14 protein-coding genes are annotated in these 19,828 nt (G+C 60.7%); 10 read left to right on the top strand and 4 right to left on the bottom strand.

The window, feature by feature from the left end:
• Window positions 1-267: 267 nt before the first annotated feature.
• From QZ822_RS08860 to QZ822_RS08845, 4 genes are all read left to right on the top strand, one after another.
• On the top strand, window positions 268-1,170 hold the full coding sequence (locus QZ822_RS08860; RefSeq protein ID WP_294644062.1) for an adenylate cyclase: 903 nt from the start codon (window positions 268-270) through the stop codon (window positions 1,168-1,170).
• 173 nt (window positions 1,171-1,343) lie between these two features.
• The gene (locus QZ822_RS08855) at window positions 1,344-2,558 is read left to right on the top strand and encodes a peptidoglycan-binding protein (protein ID WP_294644061.1); all 1,215 of its coding nucleotides are present in this window, start codon (window positions 1,344-1,346) and stop codon (window positions 2,556-2,558) included.
• Window position 2,559: 1 nt separating this feature from the next.
• Window positions 2,560-3,336 carry an ABC transporter ATP-binding protein gene (locus QZ822_RS08850; RefSeq protein WP_294644059.1) on the top strand — a complete coding sequence of 259 codons (777 nt, stop codon included), beginning with the start codon at window positions 2,560-2,562 and terminating at the stop codon, window positions 3,334-3,336.
• On the top strand, window positions 3,337-4,494 hold the full coding sequence (locus QZ822_RS08845) for an ABC transporter permease (protein ID WP_294644057.1): 1,158 nt from the start codon (window positions 3,337-3,339) through the stop codon (window positions 4,492-4,494).
• A 96-nt stretch (window positions 4,495-4,590) separates the two neighbouring features.
• On the opposite strand, the gene QZ822_RS08840 is transcribed toward QZ822_RS08845, so the two are convergent.
• The 3 genes from QZ822_RS08840 to QZ822_RS08830 form a co-directional block, all read right to left on the bottom strand.
• A complete protein-coding gene (locus QZ822_RS08840) occupies window positions 4,591-5,517 on the bottom strand; it encodes a phosphoribosylaminoimidazolesuccinocarboxamide synthase (RefSeq protein ID WP_049351957.1) in 927 nt (308 codons plus the stop codon).
• 177 nt (window positions 5,518-5,694) lie between these two features.
• Window positions 5,695-6,978, bottom strand: a complete 1,284-nt coding sequence (gene purD, locus QZ822_RS08835) for a phosphoribosylamine--glycine ligase (RefSeq protein ID WP_294644055.1) — start codon at window positions 6,976-6,978, stop codon at window positions 5,695-5,697.
• 151 nt (window positions 6,979-7,129) lie between these two features.
• Entirely contained in the window at window positions 7,130-7,471 is a 342-nt protein-coding gene (locus tag QZ822_RS08830) for a hypothetical protein (protein ID WP_294644053.1), read from the bottom strand.
• Between the two features lie 546 nt (window positions 7,472-8,017).
• Here QZ822_RS08830 and QZ822_RS08825 point away from each other — a divergent pair.
• The 5 genes from QZ822_RS08825 (at window position 8,018) to QZ822_RS08805 (ending at window position 15,356) form a co-directional block, all read left to right on the top strand.
• Window positions 8,018-9,145, top strand: a complete 1,128-nt coding sequence (locus tag QZ822_RS08825; RefSeq protein WP_294644051.1) for an asparaginase — start codon at window positions 8,018-8,020, stop codon at window positions 9,143-9,145.
• Between the two features lie 2 nt (window positions 9,146-9,147).
• Window positions 9,148-9,600 (top strand): sterol carrier family protein, encoded by a 453-nt coding sequence (locus tag QZ822_RS08820; protein ID WP_294644050.1) that lies wholly within the window; start codon window positions 9,148-9,150, stop codon window positions 9,598-9,600.
• Between the two features lie 241 nt (window positions 9,601-9,841).
• On the top strand, window positions 9,842-11,593 hold the full coding sequence (purF, locus tag QZ822_RS08815; RefSeq protein ID WP_294644048.1) for an amidophosphoribosyltransferase: 1,752 nt from the start codon (window positions 9,842-9,844) through the stop codon (window positions 11,591-11,593).
• A complete protein-coding gene (purM, locus tag QZ822_RS08810) occupies window positions 11,594-12,739 on the top strand; it encodes a phosphoribosylformylglycinamidine cyclo-ligase (protein ID WP_044150117.1) in 1,146 nt (381 codons plus the stop codon).
• A 676-nt stretch (window positions 12,740-13,415) separates the two neighbouring features.
• Complete coding sequence (locus tag QZ822_RS08805) at window positions 13,416-15,356, top strand: S8 family peptidase (protein ID WP_294644046.1); 1,941 nt, start codon at window positions 13,416-13,418, stop codon at window positions 15,354-15,356.
• Window positions 15,357-15,477: 121 nt separating this feature from the next.
• Here QZ822_RS08805 and QZ822_RS08800 read toward each other — a convergent pair whose 3' ends face one another.
• Window positions 15,478-17,361 (bottom strand): S8 family peptidase, encoded by a 1,884-nt coding sequence (locus QZ822_RS08800; RefSeq protein WP_294644044.1) that lies wholly within the window; start codon window positions 17,359-17,361, stop codon window positions 15,478-15,480.
• A gap of 611 nt (window positions 17,362-17,972) precedes the next feature.
• Between QZ822_RS08800 and QZ822_RS08795 the strand changes: the two genes are divergently transcribed.
• The gene (locus QZ822_RS08795; protein ID WP_294644042.1) at window positions 17,973-19,691 is read left to right on the top strand and encodes a S8 family peptidase; all 1,719 of its coding nucleotides are present in this window, start codon (window positions 17,973-17,975) and stop codon (window positions 19,689-19,691) included.
• The last annotated feature ends 137 nt before the right edge of the window (window positions 19,692-19,828 follow it).

Here is a 19,828-nt window from a genome sequence, read left to right as displayed (position 1 = left end):
CGGAAGAATGACCTTCCGGGGCACCGCCCTTTAACTCATAAGCCCTATTACATGCATTCTTATAGGTGCTATACGTCATAAATATATGTTGTGTATCTGTTGTACGGGGGGAGGTAGCACTCTATCATGTTAGTAATCGGCTCACTACGCTTCTACTCCACAAAACGCAGGTTCACACCATATAGCAGGTCTGTAGGTAGCATCCACGATACGCCCGTATCACTGCCGATTCTCGCCCATCAATGATGCTTGAGAAAGGTGAAGTCCATGGCAAAGAAGCCCTTCACACCCCTTGCCCTTATCGGTATTGCCTGCTGTCTGGGTGTATCGAGTTGCTCCACCACCGTTGAAGTTAAGCAAGACATTCGCAATGTCCTGGCAAGCTACGAGAATCCCTCCCCGGATATTAACGTGGCCCTCGTCAACGAGGTCAAAAAGTGTATGAGCGAGAAGTCCTTCACCTACTCCGGTAGCCAGAACATTATTGACGGCTCCTCCGTTCATGAACTTGCGATGAGTGGCGCCCACTTCGCCAACGAAGAAGCGGCCACCCAGGGATACTGGTCCACCCGGCAGGGCAACGCTAGCTCCAGCAATGCACCCGCGATGGAAAACCCGGCATATCAGAAGGCGTTCCTAGGCGACTCTCAAGCCCCAGACAGCAAAACTATCACCATCACGATGAGTAACGGTGCCCAGACCAGCATGGCAACAGATTCATGCCTCGGACGTGCGGCAGAAGCTGTCTTCGGCTCAGCAGAAAACTACCTCAAATACACCAACTTCGTTAACGAACTCAACACGGGCGGATCCAAAAACAACGCGGTAGAAGAAATGGGGAAATACTACCGTAATGACACCACCTACGGTGCATGCATGAAAGAAAGCGGATACGCCGACATCCAGCACTTCGGAGATGCTCCCAGCTACGCAGAGAAAACCTGGGGTAAGTACAAGGCAGCCAATGTAGCCGCCAATGCGGAAGAGCAGTCCCTAGCTCACGCCGACTACAACTGCCAAAAGTCCACTGGAATCCTGACTAAAGCACAGAATATCTACTACGAAAAGGCTGCGACCTGGCTCAATGAGCATGAACCGCTCATCCTTGAAGTACGCGATATCGAACGTCAGGCACAGGAGCGTGCCGCAGCTCTACTCAACGGCAACTAGCCAACGGCAACTAGCCAACGGCAAATAGTAAACGCTGATTCCTCGTTGGACATTTTCTAGCGAGATTTTTCTACCGGTCCTCTGCTCTCAACCGCTTTCACCAGCGGATGAGAGCAGAGGATACACCCCTTTATTCCTCCTGCCCCCGTATTTCACCGCAGAAAGGTGAACCCATGAACACGCAGCAGAGTTCAGAAAACCCCCGCCGCACCGCCACGACGGCAACCATACGCGCCTACCTGGTTCCGGTGCTCGTCATTCTGCTCGTCATCACCGGCGGGTTCTCCATCTACGCGCTTAATACGGGGCTACGCACCAATGTTGAATCCAACGCGCAGCCATCCCGAGCCGCGCAACTAACAACCCGCATCAGCACGCAGACTGTTACCCGCACATACTCGGGAGAAGTCAGCGTGTCGTCTGCCCGAAGCTACACCGTGGGAACCCCTCAAGGAGTGGTGACCAGGGACGGCGCCAAAGCGGGCACCCAGCTGAGTAACGGCTCAATTATCACCACTATCAACGAACGTCCCATCATTGCGTTCAAAGGTAGCATCCCCGCCTACCGCGACCTTGCCGTAGGCGCACGCGGCGATGACGTTAAACAGCTCCAAGAAGCTCTAGAATCGCTCGGCTACAGCATCTGGGATGAGGAAGGAAACTACGGCGAAGCAACCGCCAACGCTGTCTACCGTTTCTACCTCGACCGAGGCTACTACCCTCCCGGGGATACTGACCGAAGCGAAGAAGGACGCTACAACACCGCCCTGCCGCTTTCTGAATACCTCTTCGCTGACGGTAACGAATACACCGTAGACAACAGCTGCGGCACCAAAGGCCAAACCTCAACTCCGGCGCTGTGCACCCTATCCGCGGGTGGGTACCGTCTGGTACTCTCCGCGGACGGTAGCGCTCTCAGCAATGAACTCGCTGAGGGCCAGAAGGTCCAGATTCTTAGCGAGAAGGGAAACCCGCTCGAAGGTACCCTAGGCGCAGCCCTCACACCCGAAGGCTCAACTAACGCTGACGGCGGCGCTAACGCAGGTGCCTCCAACGGTGCGCAGAACAGCGCGCGATCTAACAGCGATACCTCCGCACCGGGAGCTACCGCACGGAAACGTTACCCCATCACAATCGACGTGCCGGAAAACACGACGGCATCAACACGTTTTCAAGCAACCGTCACCCTCAACCGAGGCGCTGAAAACGCCCTCGCGGTGCTCGAAGCAGCCGTCAAAACCGAAGAAAACGGAACGCACTCCATCACCCTGGATAACGGTCAGAGCGTTCCCGTCACCCTCGGTGTGTGCTCCGCCGGAATCTGCGAGCTCGTCAACCCCGCTGCAGAACTCAAGGCAGGCACCGTCGTGAAGCTGAAGGAGCGCTAAAATGCCTCATCACGAGACAGAACGCCCCTTCCCCGCGAGCGCTACCGCCTCACAACCTAATATCGAGTGCCACAATATTGCGCGTTTCTTCCCGCCCGCCACCTGGGCGCTCAAAAACGCGACCCTCAGCATTCATGAAGGCGAATCGGTGGCCATTACCGGCGCCTCCGGAAGCGGAAAATCTACGCTCCTCTCTATCATTGGGCTACTCGATCAGCCCTCCGAAGGTGAGCTGAAAATATTGGGCCAAAACATGGGCACCGCCAGCGACGCCGAGCGAACTGTAGCACGCCGTGAGCACATCGCTTTTGTCTTTCAGGCGTACCACCTCATTGCTCATCTGAACGCCACCGAGAACATTTCTCACACCCTCCGGATGCGCGGCGTACCGGGCCGTCAAGCGCATCAGCGTGCGTTGCAGGCACTCGAACAGGTGGGTTTGGGGCACCGCCTGGAGGTTCTTCCACGCAATATGTCCGGTGGTGAACAGCAAAGAGTCGCGGTTGCGCGTGCGTTAGCCTGCGCCCCGCGTATCCTGCTGTGCGATGAGCCTACAGGAAACCTCGACACTGAAAACTCTCACAAGGTGTTGGATCTGCTCCTCGCCGGCCGTGCGGAAAAGCAAAGCCTGGTCATCATCACCCATGAGCCCGATATTGCGGCTCGCTGCGACCGGCAGCTACACATGGTCGATGGGATGCTCGTTAGCCCCGAACTCGCTAGTCCCGAAGAGCCTGCCCGCCAAGCACTCAAAGAACCCGTTATCAGGGGAGGATAGATGCTAAGGAACAACCTTCACTACGCTCTCCTTGCAGTTGTCCGCCGTTGGCGCCGCAACCTGCTCACAGTATTGGCGATGCTCGCGGGAACAACCACCATCATCATGCTGGTGGGTGTCAGTGAGTCATCGGCGCTCAATACGAGCTCTCAGCTGGCCAGCTACGATTCCACCCGGCTCGGTGTGCGCCTCCAGCCGCAGACTTGGGATATATCGGAGGAGGAACTACTCTGGCGCGTTAACCAAATTCCAGAGGTTAAAGCTGCTGGTACAGTCACCGTAGATACGCAGACGACGCGTCCACAAGTGAACAGGCCGGGGTATGAGGGCCAGCAAACGCCCCTCGCAGTCGTTTCAGAGGCAGGTTTGAAAGCACGAGGTGCGCACATTGTCGAAGGGCACTTTTCGGAGCCTGCCCGAGAGCGCCCCGGGGAGCCTACCGTCTATCTGGGCGTTGCCCTCGCGAAGGAGCTGGGGGTCAGTACGGAGCCCGGGCGGAACATAATTGAGGTCAACGGAATGCGAGCCTATGTGCTCGGTATTATCCGTGACGGTGGCAAAAACGCTGCTCTCAGTAGCGCTCTTATTCTGCCGACTACCTCCACTTTCTTGCCGCAAGCCCACACCCTGCAACGCGGTATGGACGTCATCGTGAATCCAGGAAGCGCAGATACGGTCGCGGAACAGCTCAAGCAGGTGCTCGATCCGCAACGCACCCCCGTTGATACAAATATTGAGATTCCACCTTCACCGGTGACTCTTCGTGCTTCCTTGACGAAGGACAGTCGAGCTCTTACGACCATCATCTTGGTGGTTCTTATCGTCTCGACAAGCTTCGGCATTGTGATGACTATGCAGATTTCGGTCTGGGAACGCCGCCGGGAAATCGGCATCAACCGTGCATTAGGGCTGGGACGGCGAGATGTGGCGGTGAGCTTCCTGGCGGAGGCAGCCCTCCTCGGGGCCCTAGGCGCTCTTGGAGGCTTCATCCTCGGTGTTCTCGGTTCCTGGGTTGTGTGCCTTCTCAACGGATGGGCGCTATCTCTGCCACCCCTTATCCTAGGGATTCCTTTCCTCGGCTTGGCTGTGGGTATCGTGGCGGGTGCATTGCCCGCCTACGCGGCAACGAAGGTTCAGCCGCTTGAGCTCCTGCAATAAGTGCCCAGCACTAAAGGGCGGTGCCCCGGAAGAATGACCTTCCGGGGCACCGCCCTTTAGCTATCTCAAAGACTTATTCAGCCCGAAATATTGAGTTTAGAACTTCGTGCCGGTCAGACGCTCATACGCCTCAACGTAACGGGCACGAGTCTTCTCCACAACCTCCTCAGGCAGGTGCGGCACGTTATCCGAACCGTCCCAACCCGCCTCCGGGGAACGCAGCCAGTCACGCACATACTGCTTATCAAAGCTCGGCTGCGCACGACCCGGCTCGTACTGGGTCGCATCCCAGAAACGCGAAGAGTCCGGGGTCAGCACCTCATCGCCCAGGGTGATCTCGCCGCGGTACGAATCGGTACCGAACTCCATCTTGGTATCCGCCAGAATAATACCCTGCTCGCGAGCAATCTTCTCCGCAGTGGTGTACAGGCTCAGGCTCAGCTCCTCCAGGCGCTCACCCACCGGCTGACCCACCTCAGCGTACAGCTCCTCACGGGTCACCAGCTCATCATGCTCACCGACCTCAGCCTTGCCGGTCGGAGTGAAAATCGGGGTGTCCAGGCGGGAACCATCCACCAGACCCGCAGGCAGCTTCACACCAGCAATCTCACCGGTCTCGTTATACGCTGCCAAGCCCGAACCGGTCAGGTAACCGCGCACAATGCACTCCACCGGGAACATGTTCAGCGAACGGCAAATCATCGCGCGACCGGCCACAACATCCGGCACGTCGGTGGACAGCACGTGGTTCGGAACCTGCTTGAGCTGCTCAAACCACCACAGGGACATCTGAGTCAGAATCTTGCCCTTATCCGGGATCTCAGTGGGCAGAATACGGTCAAACGCGCTAATACGGTCCGAGGCAACAACCATGACCGAACCGGCACGCAGCTCAGCGTCATCATTGACAGTCAAGCCGGTAGCGTCAAAACGTTCCTCATTCGGAACGTACAGGTCGCGGACCTTACCGGAATAAATGTGAGTCCAGCCCGGGATTTCCACGGGGTTAGAACGAGAAGTCATGAGAATTTCTCCTGATGAGGTGGTGTGATGTGGATGCAAAAAGTCTGTGTAATTACAATACCGCGACAAGCACGGCTCCCGATAGTGCCAAGCAGTCATCAATACGGCACAATCTCGAGGCAAAGAAGCGACCGGCTCCCCCCACCCTCAAGCGGGGAAGCCGGTCACGTTAAGGTTTTAGCCGCGCGGGGCGGGAATCTGGATGCGGTTCTCCACAGCCTTCAGCGCAATGTCCTTACGGTACTGCGCGCCAGCCCAGGAGATAGCGCGAACACCCTCGTAGGCGGCGTTGCGGGCGGCAGCCAGGTCGTCGCCGAGAGCAACAACAGCCAGCACACGACCGCCAGCGGTCAGCACACCCTCCTCGGATGCGACAGTGCCCGCGTGAATCACGTGCACGCCCTCCAGAGCGTTCGCCTCATCCAGACCGGAGATGACGTCACCCTTGCGGGGAGTGTCCGGGTAGTTCTCGGCAGCCATGACCACGTCCACTGCGGTGCGGGGATCCCAATCCAGCTCGGTGCCCTCAGAAATTTCACCGCGAGCAGCCGCACGCAGCAGCTGGCCCAGCGGGGTGCGCAGGCGCGCCAGAACCGCCTGGGTTTCCGGGTCGCCAAAGCGGGCGTTGAACTCGATAACGCGCACGCCGCGGCTGGTCACCGCCAGGCCGCAGAAGAGCACGCCCACGAACGGGGTGCCGCGCTCAGCCATACGAGCCACGGTCGGGCGTGCCACCTTCTCCACGACCTCCTGCACGAAGCCCTCGGGCAGCCAGGGAAGCGGGGTGTAGGCGCCCATACCGCCGGTGTTCGGGCCCTCATCGTTGTCGAAAATGCGCTTGAAGTCCTGCGCCGGGGACAGCGGCAGAACGTTCTTACCGTCAGAAATGACGAAGAGGGACACCTCGGGGCCGTCCAGGAACTCTTCAATGACCACGGTGCCGCCAGCGTTGAAGCAAGCCTGAGCGTGCTCCAGTGCCGCGGTGCGGTCCTCGGTCACCACAACGCCCTTACCTGCAGCCAGGCCGTCGTCCTTCACCACGTAGGGTGCGCCGAACTCATCCAGTGCCGCCTGCGCCTCGGCGGCGTTCGTTGCCACGTAGGCGCGAGCGGTCGGCACGGAAGCCTCTTCCATGACCTGCTTAGCGAAAGCCTTGGAACCTTCCAGCTGTGCGGCAGCTGCGGAGGGGCCGAAAACGTCAAAGCCCGCCTCACGCAGTGCATCGGAGACACCTGCGACCAGGGGCGCCTCCGGGCCAATAACGACCAGGTCGGCGCTCAGTTCGCGTGCCAGGGCGGTTGCCTGGGCGGGGTCATTCGCATCAATTGCGTGGACGGGAACATCCTGGGCAATACCGGCGTTGCCGGGGGCGCTGTGCACCTCGATTACCTCAGGGTCGCGCAGAAGCGCTCGAATAATTGCGTGTTCGCGGCCGCCGGGGCCCAGTACCAAAACCTTCATGCTATTCAGGGTACCCGCTATCACACTAAAAATGTGAGCTGAGCGCACTAAAAATGCGGCTCTTCTCATGTAGCGGCACATTCGCAAGAATGCACGTTAGAGAAGAGCCGCACAGCACGGTAACCGAAGCTACCGAATCAAGCTAAAAACACTAGATGAGGGCGGTAATAGCAGCCAGGCCACCGAAAAGAATACCGGGAGCGTTCGCGATGATAATCGGGACGTCCTTCTTGGGGCGCCACAGACCGTACAGAACCCACAGGGTGCAGTTCACAGCAGCAACCAGAGGCTGAATCCAGTCACCCTTATGACCGTTCAGGTTACCGATAATCTGCGGGAAGTAGAACACGTACATGAGCACTGCGGTCACAGAAGCAACGCGAGCCAGGATGGGGAAGAACTTTGCGTGGAATTCAGATTCTGCGCTCAAACCGCCCTTGGGGGAGGTGTTCTGTGCGGAGGGGGTTGCGGAGGTGTTGTTCTGCTCTGCCATGGATGTACTCCTTTACGTAATTGTGCGCACCGCATTAGCCACCTAGAAAAGTGGCGGAACGTAACGGTGCAAAATCCCTGTAAACCCCACGTTCTAAATCCTATGCTTCGTACCGGCATATTCACCTTAAAGGTGAGGTCTAGGGTGGGTGGCAAACGAGCGTGCGAGGGCTCAGCGTACCGTTCAGGGGTGGGTAAGTGGAGAAAAAGCTCATGTGCCGCTGCCTTGGTCTTCGCCATATATTTGGGCGGTGACGTCTATACGTCGGTCGGTCCTATGCGGTGCGTAGGGTTGATGTGGAGGCTACCTGTAGTAGGTAATCGTGCGGGCTGTGCCTCGCTCACGATACTTGCCTCAGCGCCACCTTTGAAGGTGTTCTGCGCGATGAGCACCCCACCATTATAAAAATGAGTTACTCATAAAATCAACCTTTTGAGGGATATACGTTTCCTCACGTTCCTTATCAGTCGCATATAAAACTTTCGTTTTCAGCTACCTCCACCGCACAAATAGGGCGAGGCGATGCACCCCGCTTAAACTAGAAGAATGACCAACAGCACCACCCCACAGGCAACCACTCACACCAGCCACCAAAGCAGCGCCTTCGACGTAGAACTCGCGCAGCTCACCCGCAACAACCTTGTTGAGGCACGCCACCGCGGCCGCCTCATCCTACTGGGCCCCGACGGCGATGTGCAGCTAGCCCTCGGCGATATTCACGAGCCCTTCTACCTGCGCTCCGCAGCCAAGCCCCTGCAGGCCATCGGATCCATGAAGGCGGGCGCACCCCTACGCGGCTCCCAGGTCGCCATCGCCTGCGGTTCGCACCGCGGCACCTTCGAGCAGATGCGCGCCGTGCAGGACGTACTCACCCAGGGCAGCACCGAAACCAACCCGCTCACCCCGGCACACCTGGCGCTCAAGCCCACGCTCCCTTCCGATCAGCAGGCACGCCAGGCAATGACCCAGGCGAACCTCGCCGCTACCGCCCTGGCGCACCCCTGCTCCGGCAAGCACGCCGCGTTCCTATGGGCATGCACCGCCAAGCTTGAGCGCGGCGACCTCGAAGAGGGCTCACAGAACTGGACCCTGCACAACTACCTCGACCCCGCGCACCCGCTGCAGCAGGTCATCACCGAAGAAATTGAGGCGTTCACCGGCGAGCCGGTAGCCGCCATCGGCGTTGACGGATGCGGCGCGCCCGTGCACGCTGTCTCCCTGGCCGGTGCCGCACGCGCCTACTCGACCCTCGGCTCGGCAATCCGCAACCTCGGGGCGGATGCGCGCGCCTCCACGGTCGCGACCGCCATGGTGGATTACCCCGAGCTGATTCAGGCACCCGGCTCCCCCGACACCGTGCTCAGCGAAGAACTGGACGCGATCGTCAAGGGCGGCGCGGAAGGCGTGCTCTGCATTGGTCTGCGTTCGGGCGCGTCCGTGGTGGTGAAGATGAGCGACGGTTCGCACCGCGCCATGTACGCCGTGGCTCTGCGTGCTCTCGTTGCTGGCGGCTACCTGAGCGCCGAGGAATGCGAGCGCCTACTCGCGCTGGTGGTTCGCCCGGTGACCGGCGGCTACGTGGACGGTGAGCCGGTTGTGGTGGGTGAGCTACGCGTACATGAGGAGCTTTTCGCCCGCGAGGAGCTGGTCCCCGCCGCCCAGGAAGAGAACTAGCCGTGGCGATTCGACGTAAAACCTCCGAAGCAGACGGCATGGCGGCGGTGCGCGAAGTGCGTGCCTTCTTTGAGGCGCAGCGTGCGGCAGTCGGTGAGCCTGCAGATGTGCAGACCCGAGGCGAGTACCTGCTGAACAGTGCAGAGGCGGAGCAGGCCTTTGCCGCGCTCCCCCGCTCGGTGCGCGCTACCTTTGTGCGCTTCACCCTTGAGGAGCTGGCGACCCTCGCCCCTGGCAATAGCGTGGAGGTGCGTGTGCCCCCGCTGGGCGTGACCCAGTGCGTGGCGGGTCCTCGCCATACGCGTGGCACTCCCCCGTCCGTGGTGGAGGCGCGTCCGCTCGTGTGGGCGGCGCTGGTGCTGGGTGCCTGTTCGTGGGAGCAGGCGGTGGGTGCCGGTGCGCTTGATGCGTCGGGCGAGCGCAGTGATTTATCGGCGCTTCTTCCGCTCTTCTAGAATTTGCTACGAGCCCGCAGGTCCACGCAGTTTTCGTAATTTGGCGTGTTTGTTGCCTGTTCTAGCGGTCCATACTGAGGTATTTAGCGTATCCTTCACCACGTCTAGACTGAAACCCGGTACACTTTTAAGGGTCTGGTGTATGCTACCGCACACACAGGCAGGTGCGAGTACAGAAACACACATCCGTCTTGCGCCCGCGCAGACGCATCCGCAGTCCCATCGTCGAAAAGACAGTGAATTGATTCGCCCCGACGGAAAACTCACTCACGACCTCGATCCGATTGACCACGGCCCCAAGGACGCCTGCGGCGTCTTCGGCGTCTGGGCACCCGGCGAGGACGTGGCAAAGCTAACCTACTACGGCCTGTACGCACTCCAGCACCGCGGCCAGGAATCAGCAGGTATCGCAACCAGCAACGGCAAACGTATCCACGTGTACAAAGATATGGGACTCGTCTCCCAGGTCTTTGACGAAGCCACCCTCAGCTCCATGCCCGGCGACCACGCTATCGGCCACGCCCGATACTCCACCACCGGCGCATCCCACTGGGCTAACGCACAGCCGACTCTCGGTACCACCCCGCACGGCACGCTCTGCCTGGCGCACAACGGTAACCTCACCAACTCGGCTGATCTCTACGACCGAGTCATCGCTAAGAATGGCGGCAAGCCCCCCAAGCACGGCGAACTCGCCCAGGGCAACACCACCGACACCGCACTCGTCACCGCCCTGCTGGCGGAGCACGACTTCGATTCCCTCGAAGAAGCAGCACTCGACCTGCTGCCGACCCTGCGCGGTGCCTTCTGCCTCACCTTCATGGATGAGAACACCCTCTACGCCGCACGCGACCCGCAGGGTGTACGCCCCCTCGTACTCGGTCGCCTGGAGCGCGGCTGGGTTGTCGCATCCGAAACCGCGGCACTCGACATTGTCGGCGCGTCCTTCGTGCGTGAAGTTGAGCCCGGCGAATTCCTCACCATCGATGAGAACGGCCTGCGCTCCCAGCGCTTCGCTGAGGCTAAGCCCGCAGGTTGCGTCTTCGAGTACGTTTACCTCGCTCGCCCGGACACCACCATCTCCGGCCGTAGCGTCTACGAATCCCGCGTAGAAATGGGCCGTCAGCTCGCCCGCGAACACGCCGTCGAAGCTGACCTGGTCATGCCCACCCCCGAATCCGGTGTTCCGGCTGCTATCGGTTACGCCGAAGAGTCCGGCATTCCTTACGGTAACGGTCTGGTCAAGAACGCTTACGTGGGTCGAACCTTCATTCAGCCCTCGCAGACCATCCGCCAGCTGGGTATTCGACTTAAGCTGAACCCGCTCAAGTCCGTTGTGGCGGGCAAGCGCCTCGTCGTGATTGACGACTCCATCGTTCGCGGTAACACCCAGCGCGCCCTGGTGCGCATGCTCCGCGAAGCAGGCGCGAAGGAAGTGCACGTTCGTATTTCCTCCCCGCCCGTCAAGTGGCCCTGCTTCTACGGTATTGACTTCGCTTCCCGCGCAGAGCTGATTGCTAACGGTCTGTCCGTGGACGAAATCGCTTCCTCCCTGGGCGCCGATTCCCTCGGCTTCATCTCCCAGGACGGCATGATGGCAGCCACCGAGCAGCCCACCGAAAACATGTGTACCGCATGCTTCACCGGCGAATACCCGATTGAGCTGCCCAGCGAGGAACGACGCGGCAAGTCCCTCTTCGACTCCGAAAAGAAGGGCAAGGGCGGCCCCCTCGCCGGCAAGGCGGCAGAAGTGACCGTGGAACGCCCCGTCCCCTCCAAGCCCGAGCACGCCGAGGCTGTCTCCATCGAAACCCGCGAAGGCACCGAAACTCTCGAGACGAAGTTCGACGCCTCCGCAGTACAGGTTGCCGCAGACGATGCCGGCATGGGCATGTGCAACCCCGGCCCCGACGCCGACCTCGAGGCACTGCTCACCGAGCAGGACCGCACCCCCGCAAACTCCTCCGATACCACTACCCCGAAGGAATCCTAAATGAGCGAGAACACCACCACCGTAACCTACGCGAGCGCAGGCGTTGACGTAGAGGCTGGCGATCGCGCCGTTGAGCTGATGAAGGGCGCTATCAAGGCGACCCACAACTCCTCCGTCGTTGGTGGCGTGGGCGGCTTCGCGGGCCTGTACGACGTCTCCGAGCTGGTCAAGTACCGCAAGCCCTACCTGGCTACCTCCACCGACGGTGTGGGCACCAAGGTCGCTATCGCGCAGGCTCTGGATATTCACGACACCATCGGCTACGACCTGGTCGGTATGGTCGTGGATGACATCGTCGTGTGCGGTGCGAAGCCCCTGTTCATGACCGACTACATTGCCACCGGCAAGGTCGTTCCCGAGCGTATCGCTGACATTGTGCGCGGTATCGCTGGCGCATGTGCACAGGCTGGTACCGCCCTGGTCGGCGGCGAGACCGCTGAGCACCCCGGTCTGCTCGCTGAAGACGAGTACGACGTTGCGGGCGCAGCAACCGGCCTGGTCGAGGCAGACGAGCTACTCGGCCCCGACCGCGTGCGCGAAGGCGACGTGCTGATCGCTATGGCATCCTCCGGTATCCACTCCAACGGCTACTCCCTGGTCCGCAAGGTCCTGAACGTTGCCGGTTGGGGCCTGGAGCGCCAGGTGGACGAGCTGGGCCGCACCATCGGTGAGGAACTGCTCGAGCCCACCCGCGTGTACGCAGCGGACTGCCTGGACCTGGCGGCGGCATTCCCCGTCAACGGCGAAGACGGCACCACCGGCAGCGGTGTGCGCGGCTTCTCGCACGTGACCGGCGGCGGCCTGGCTGCCAACCTGGCACGTGTTCTGCCTCAGGGCCTGGAGGGTCGCGTGGACCGCTCCACCTGGCAGATTCCCGCAATCTTCTCCCTGATTGGCTCGCTGGGCAACGTGCCCCTGGCTGACCTGGAGCGCACCCTGAACCTGGGCGTGGGCATGATCGCTATCGTTGACCCCTCCGTGGCTGAGGCTGCTACCAAGCGTCTGAACGACCGCGGTATCCCCTCCTGGATCATGGGCGATGTTGTTGCCGCCGGCGAGCCCGAGGCAAACAGCGCCGACTACATTCAGGGCGCTAAGGGCGTGGACGGCGGCGCGGTTCGCCTGTTGGGCTCCTACGCTTCCTAAGGACGCTTCTTCACGCAGTGAGCGAGCGCCAGCCTGACTGGTGCTGATAATTGCTGATGCCGGGGCGGTCACCTATACGGTGGCCGCCCCGGTTTTTGTGTGCCTACCGGAGGTGCACGCTACCGGAGGTGTGCGCTGCCGGGGGTGCACGTTGCCCGGCGTTTTTGCCACCGGGTTTTTATTTAATTTCACGCGTATTTCAGGCTATTTTTATTTTTTGCTATCAACTGCATTTTTAATGCATTCCAGTGCTTACACCACAGTGTTAAAACATTTATTTTTCTCCCCGGCTCGCAAGAGGCACCGCATAGCCCACATCGCATACCCTAACCCTCAAGCTTTACCTACATAAACTCTCAACTATTGGGCACTATTCAGCCTCCACAGGTTGATTTTCTGCACATTAACCCGTGAAAAGTACCTCAAAAATCCCTCAAGCTCACCCTGAGGTGATACCTTAGAAACGTACGTTGCACACCGTCCAAAAAGAGTTCTTCCGGTACGAAAAAAGGGTCAACAAAACACTATTCCCTCACCCCATTCATTACTTCAGCGCGCCCAAAAACAGGCCCCTTTTGCCGCCCCGTAAAAACCCTATCCGCACCCCGTGCGCCTGCAGACGGAAACACCAGTACACATCACACAGTCCGCATACCACCTACATCAGGAGAACCAGATGAGGCTTCCATACATCGGCGCGCAGCGCACCGAAACACCTCCTCGCCCCTGCACCGATAACCGCCGCCGCAAGCGCCCCGCACGCGCGGCGCTGAGCCTGCTCGCCGCCGGCGCCATCCTCTTCGGAGGTGACCTGCCCGCCGTCCTCGCGCAGGCGCCCAGCGACGAAGCCATCCTGGCAGCAGCTCAGGCGGCGCCCCAGATCGAAGGCCCGGTCAGCCCCCTCACCCTCGCGCGCAACGGCGCGGCACGCCCCAACACCCCCACCGCGGCGGCACCCGGAACGCTCCCTCAGCAGGTGTTCGACCGATTCATCGTCACCTACACCAACGAAGCCAAGCAGCGCAAAATGCAGCGCGACGGCGACTGGGACGCAGTCCGCGGCATTGTTGACGACATCATGGACACCGTCGATGTCGTCAGCGAAGCACTGAACGTCGATACCAAGTTCCTGCACAACACCTCCACCGATGACGCCGTCATCCAAACCTCCAAAACCCTCAACAAAAACGAGGCGAAGGAGTTCATGGCGAAGGTCGCCTCCGACCCGGACGTAGCCTCCGTCGAGCCCGACTACATCAACTACCCCGCCGCAGAGGGCGACATCACCTTCCAGTTCAACGACCCGCAGTACAGCAAGCAGTGGAACCTCACCAACCCCACCACCGGCGTTCAGAACACCGGTAACGCGCGCCTGCGCCGCGGCGCAAACGTGAAGGTCGCCGTGCTCGACACCGGCTACGTGCCGCACCCCGACCTGGTCACCGGCATGGCGAACGGCTACGACTTCGTCAGCGACCCGCTCAGCGCCCGTGACGGCAACGGCCGCGACCCCAACCCCCTGGATGAAGGCGACTACGCACCCTACAACCTCTGCAAGGACCAGGCGAACGCCCACACCTCCACCTGGCACGGCACCCACGTGGCGGGCATTATCGGCGCCCGCGGTAACAACGGCATGGGCATCGTCGGCGTCGCCGACCTCGCCCGCGTGCAGCCCGTGCGCGTGCTGGGCCGCTGCGGTGGCCGCACCTCCGACATTGCCGACGCAATCATTTGGGCAGCCGGCGGACACGTTGACGGCGTACCGGACAACACCTACCCCGCCAAGATCATCAACATGTCCATCGGCACCGTAACCCAGTGCCCCGCCGCCTACCAGCGCGCCATCGACATTGCACGCTCCAAGGGCGCACTCGTGGTCGCCGCGGCGGGTAACGGCAACACGGAAGCCTCCAAGTACGCACCCGCTAACTGCATGGGCGTCATCACGGTCGGCGCAACCACCAAGGCCGGTACACGAGCATCGTTCTCCAACTACGGCACGAGGGTCAACATCTCCGCGCCGGGTGAAAACATCCTCTCCCTGTCCGTGAACAGCCTCGACCGCCCGGATAACACCAAGTTCACCTACGTCTACGAGAGCGGCACCTCCATGGCGGCACCGCACGTCTCCGCTCTGCTGGCGCAGCAGCTGGTCAACGGCACCTCCATGACCACTAAGCAGGTCGAGGAGGCGTTCACCCTCATGAGGCCTAACCGCATCAAGTGCGATAAGTACTTCTGTGGACGAGGTCTTATCAACAGCTTCAATCTGGCGAAAAAGGCTGGAAACCTGGACGTGAACGGCAGGGTGACCTACCTGCGACCGCGCAAGATCATTTCAAAGGGTCTGAGCGCCGGAGCGTCTAACACCAAGATTGCAGACAGCGCCGCCACCGACGAGGCAGCCGAGGCGACAGCAGAAGCTCTCACGGCAGGAGCCAATGGCGAGAGCCTCACCGGTGACTACGACCGGATTCCCGGCGCGCCCGCCATGGAAATCCCGGAAGACGCCCAGGTCCAAGACCTGAACGGTGACGCCGAGCCCATCACTCAGGACGAACCGCTAGTCACCAACCCCGCACAGAAGCCCCGCGAGGCAGACGAGCAGCACTAAGCTGCCTGTAGCGTAGACAGCCCCGGTTCACGGGCAGGTTTACGGGCATAGCAAAGCCCCCGATGAAAGAACTCATCGGGGGCTTTTCGCATCTAAAAAGAGTTTCGACTAGTAACAGTGGCTAGCGGTGGTTACCGGTCGCGAAGCCCAGGTAACCATTGTTCGGGTAGCCGCTGCTCGGGTAGGTGTTCGCAGAAGAACCGTACCAGGAACGGTAACGCGGAGTGTGACCGTGACGCGGACGCGACGGGTACGAGGGGCGAGTCACCGGGCGGGACGGGCGGGTTACCGGGCGGTTAGTCTTCGGAGCCGGAGCCGGGGTCACCTTCGGTGCAGGGGTCTGGTGACGCTTAGCGTCCTCTTCAGCCTTCTTGCGAGCTGCCTCTTCAGCCGCCTTCTTACGTGCCGCCTCAGCCGCAGCGGCATCAGCAGCCTCACGGTCGGAGCGGACCTGCTGAACCGCGCGCGCCGCGTTCACAATGCCGGAACCACACGCGGACTGGTCGCACTCAACACCCTGAGAGGTGGACTGCAGAACCTTCTTTGCCTGAGCGTAGGTCAGCTTCGGGTCGACCGCCTTCATGAGCGCCACAATACCGGCAACGTGCGGTGCCGCCATGGAAGTGCCCTGGTACTCGGCGTAGTCAGCCTTACCGGGAGCGGTCTTGCCAGCGTTCAGGGTGGAGAGGATACCGCCACCCCAGTAGCGGCGGTCGCCACCGGGTGCGCTCACGTCCACGCGGGAGCCGTAGTTGGAGAAGTAGGAGCGTTTGCCGTTCTTATCGGTTGCGCCCACGTTGATGACGTCCTCGCAGTTGCCGGGGCTGGACTTCGACGCGTCAAAGTTATTGTTACCCGCGGCGACGACCACGATGGAGCCGCGCTTATTCGCCTGAGCAATCGCCTGGCGGTACGGGGTGGTGCAGGTGCCCTCACTACCGATGGACATGTTGATGACCTGGGCGGGGTTCTGGTTTGCGGGAACACCGCGCACGCTACCACCGGCAGCCCAAATGATGCCGTCGGTGATGTCCGAGTCGAAGCCACCGCAGGCGCCCAAAACGCGTACGGGCACGATCTTCGCCTCGGGCGCCACGCCGGCAATACCCTCATTGTTGTTCGCAATAGCGGCAATGGTGCCCGCCACGTGGGTGCCGTGCCAGTCGGAGGCGGTCGCCTTCGAACCGGTGAAGCACTGGTTGTCTACGGTCCAGTTGCCGGCGTCGGTCGGGTCGGAGTCACGGCCGTCACCATCATTGGAGAATGCCGACTCGGCGATGAAGTCGTAGCCGGGCAGCACGTTAGCGTCCAGGTCAGGGTGCGCAGTGATGCCGGAGTCCAGCACGGCCACGGTCACGCCCTTGCCGCGGGTGGTGCCCCACGCCTCCAGCGCGGAGACGCCCTTCTCGCCGGTGAGGGACCACATGCGGTTCATCTTCGGGTCGTTGATCTTGACGGGCTCCGAGGTGTTGTCCACGGTGGCGTAGCGGCGCATATCGGGCGACACGGAGGCAACCTTGGAGTTCGCGCTCAGGGCGTTCATGTACTGCTGCGCCTGGGCAGGGGTGAGTTCCGCGGAGGTGGTGACCACGCTGGCATCCAGCGCGGTGGAGCGGACGTAGCTGGTCTTAATGTTCAGCAGCTCGTCGATGCTCTGCACATCGGAGGTGATGCCCGCGTAGAGTGCGTCGCTCCAGGTTGCCTGCTGAGTGCCGGCGGCGGCGGACCAGTCGATCTGGTCTGCGGTGGCGTCGGTGGAGGCGGCGTTCTTCGCGTCCTCGGTGTAGGTGATGATGAAGCGGTTGTACGCCACCGGCGCGGACTGGGTAGTCTGTGCAGTGTTGGAGATCTGCGCGGACTGGGTCGCCTTGGGCTGGTTTGCCTGCGCGGTGGGTACCGCCACGGCGGGAATGACGCTTGCCGAGAGCAGGCAGGTTGCGGTGACGAAGCTCAGCAGGGAACGCTGTGAGGAGCGCGCCTGCGAGGGGCGAGCAATGCGAAGCATGGACGTCCTTGAGGTGAGTGGTACCGGGTATGCACGGTTCGGCGTAGCGTTGCCGATTCCCATTGAGGGCGCGGGTGTGCTCGGTACGAGTGAATACGGAAGAGTGAGGTGTTGGTGCGCAGTGCGGGGTTACGTTGTGGGTTCACAATGTGCATGCACGGGTACGCACCGTGAGATACTCTAGCACCCTTTTTCGGTTACTTTATGAATAAAATATATGATGTGATGCACCTCATTTTAGATAAAGATGAGCAAAACTTAAATCACTGCTTTAAGTCGCGAGAATATCTCGACTAGGCGTTTCTTTATCTGCATTTACATGAAAGAAAAATCCCATTATCTGCGCCACACTATCGAGTTTTAGCCACTAGATACCTAGGAAAAGGTGCTAGGATAGCGATATCTCACCACATAAACTACTTCCGAAGAACTCCTACGTGGGAGTTTAGAGAAAAATACACATCAATGCAGTGATGTGCATTTTCTTTTTCTATTCGCTCCTCACAAGCAAATATGCAAAAGAATGCAAATATTTTCTCAAAAGTGCATTTATGTGAGTGGATGACCAACCCACTTGCCGCTTCCGGCACTCACATACGCAAAGGACCCCGATGTCTTTTACCACTCACCCCTCAGCGCGCCGCATCGCACGCACCGCGCTGAGCCTGGGCACCGCCGCAGCACTCGTCGCGACCCTGGGCGCCCCCGCTTCCTTCGCGGCACCCGCCAAGGCTAACGGCGCAGAACGCGCCAAGGCGCACACCACCATTTCCTCCCTCAGCTCAGAGCAGCAGAAGGCAGGCTTCAACCGCTTCGTTATCACCTACACCGACAGCGCACTGAACGCAGGCGGTATCAACTGGGCAAGCCCCGCAGGCACCCAGGTTGCCACCTGGAGCGACTCCCTCTACCAGGGCATCAGCTCCGACGTGAAGAGCATCGACGAGCTGCTGAAGGTCAAGACCAACTACGTACGCACCACCGCCCAGAAGGCAACCGTGGTGACCCTCTCCTCCAAGCTCACCGCAGAGCAGGCTGAGAAGTACATGGCGGCGCTGAGCTCCAACCCCTCCGTCGCATCCGTTGAGCCCGACCTGCTGCGCCGCTCGAACGCGCGTGCTCGTGGCGCCGCGACCTCCAAGGTGGCTCAGGTCGCCAAGGCTGCGCAGGCATCGGACCAGGTTGTGGCACCGAACGACACCCTCTACCCGCAGCAGTGGAACCTGCACGGCACCAAGGGCCTGGCAGCCCCCGAGGCGTGGAAGACCACCCAGGGTGCTGGCGTGACCGTTGCTGTGATTGACTCCGGCATCGTCAAGCACCCCGACCTGGACGCTAACGTTCTGCCCGGCTACGATTTCATCACCGAGCCTTCCATTGCCCGTGACGGCAACGGCCGCGACTCTGACCCGACCGACCAGGGCAACTGGGAAGAAGCCGGCGTCTGCGACGCGGACTCTGAGGCAAGCGAGTCGAACTGGCACGGCACCCACGTTGCAGGCTCCATCGCCGCAATTATGAACAATAAGCGCGGCATCGTCGGCGTGGCACCGAACTCCAAGATCCTGCCCGTGCGTGCCCTGGGCATGTGCGGCGGCTACGACTCCGACATTGCGGATGCAATGGTTTGGGCAGCCGGTGGCACCGTTGAGGGTGTTCCCGCAAACTCCAACCCCGCCAAGATCATTAACCTCTCCCTCGGCGGCGAGGGCACCTGCCCCGCAACCTACTCCAAGGCTATTGCCGAGGTGAACAAGCGCGGCGCGATTCTCGTTGTCGCAGCGGGTAACGATGGTCAGGACACCTCCAAGGTTGCTCCGGCTAACTGCGGCGGCTCCATTGTGGTGGGCGCTACCGACCAGGAGGGTAAGCGTAGCGACTTCTCGAACTACGGCAAGCTTGTTGATGTGAGCGCCCCCGGCAGCAGCATCATGTCCACCGTGGATCTGGGTACCACCGTTTCCAAGGGTGCGGGCTACACCGAGTACGACGGCACCTCCATGGCAGCACCCCAGGTTGCTGGCGTGATTGCTCTGATGAAGTCCGTTGACCCCTCGCTGACCGCTGAGCGTGCAAAGCAGATTCTGAAGCAGAGCTCCAAGCCGCTCACCTGCGATGTGAACGGTTGCGGTTCCGGCATTGTGAACGCGGCGAGCGCACTGGCTATGGTGCAGGGCAAGAAGGACCCGAACCCGCAGGTGAAGCCCTGGCCGAAGCGTGCTCCTAAGCACCCGACCCGTGCGGCTCGCGTTGGTTACGTGACCAACCCGGCTGTTAACCACAACCCGCCGTTCCTGATTACTCCCGGCGGTCTGATTCCCGGTCAGTAATCGGTATGTTGCCAGCTCGGAAGCCGGTGAGCCAATAGGCTTCTGAAAGGCCGATATATACAAAAAGCCCCCGCTGAGTTTTTGAACTGCGCCCCGAAACTTGGACGCATTAAATAATAGCCGCTACACGGCTTCCC

The sequence above is a fragment of the uncultured Rothia sp. genome (assembly GCF_916715725.1).
Taxonomy (GTDB): domain Bacteria; phylum Actinomycetota; class Actinomycetes; order Actinomycetales; family Micrococcaceae; genus Rothia.
This window is presented reverse-complemented; position numbering and strand designations above follow the sequence as displayed.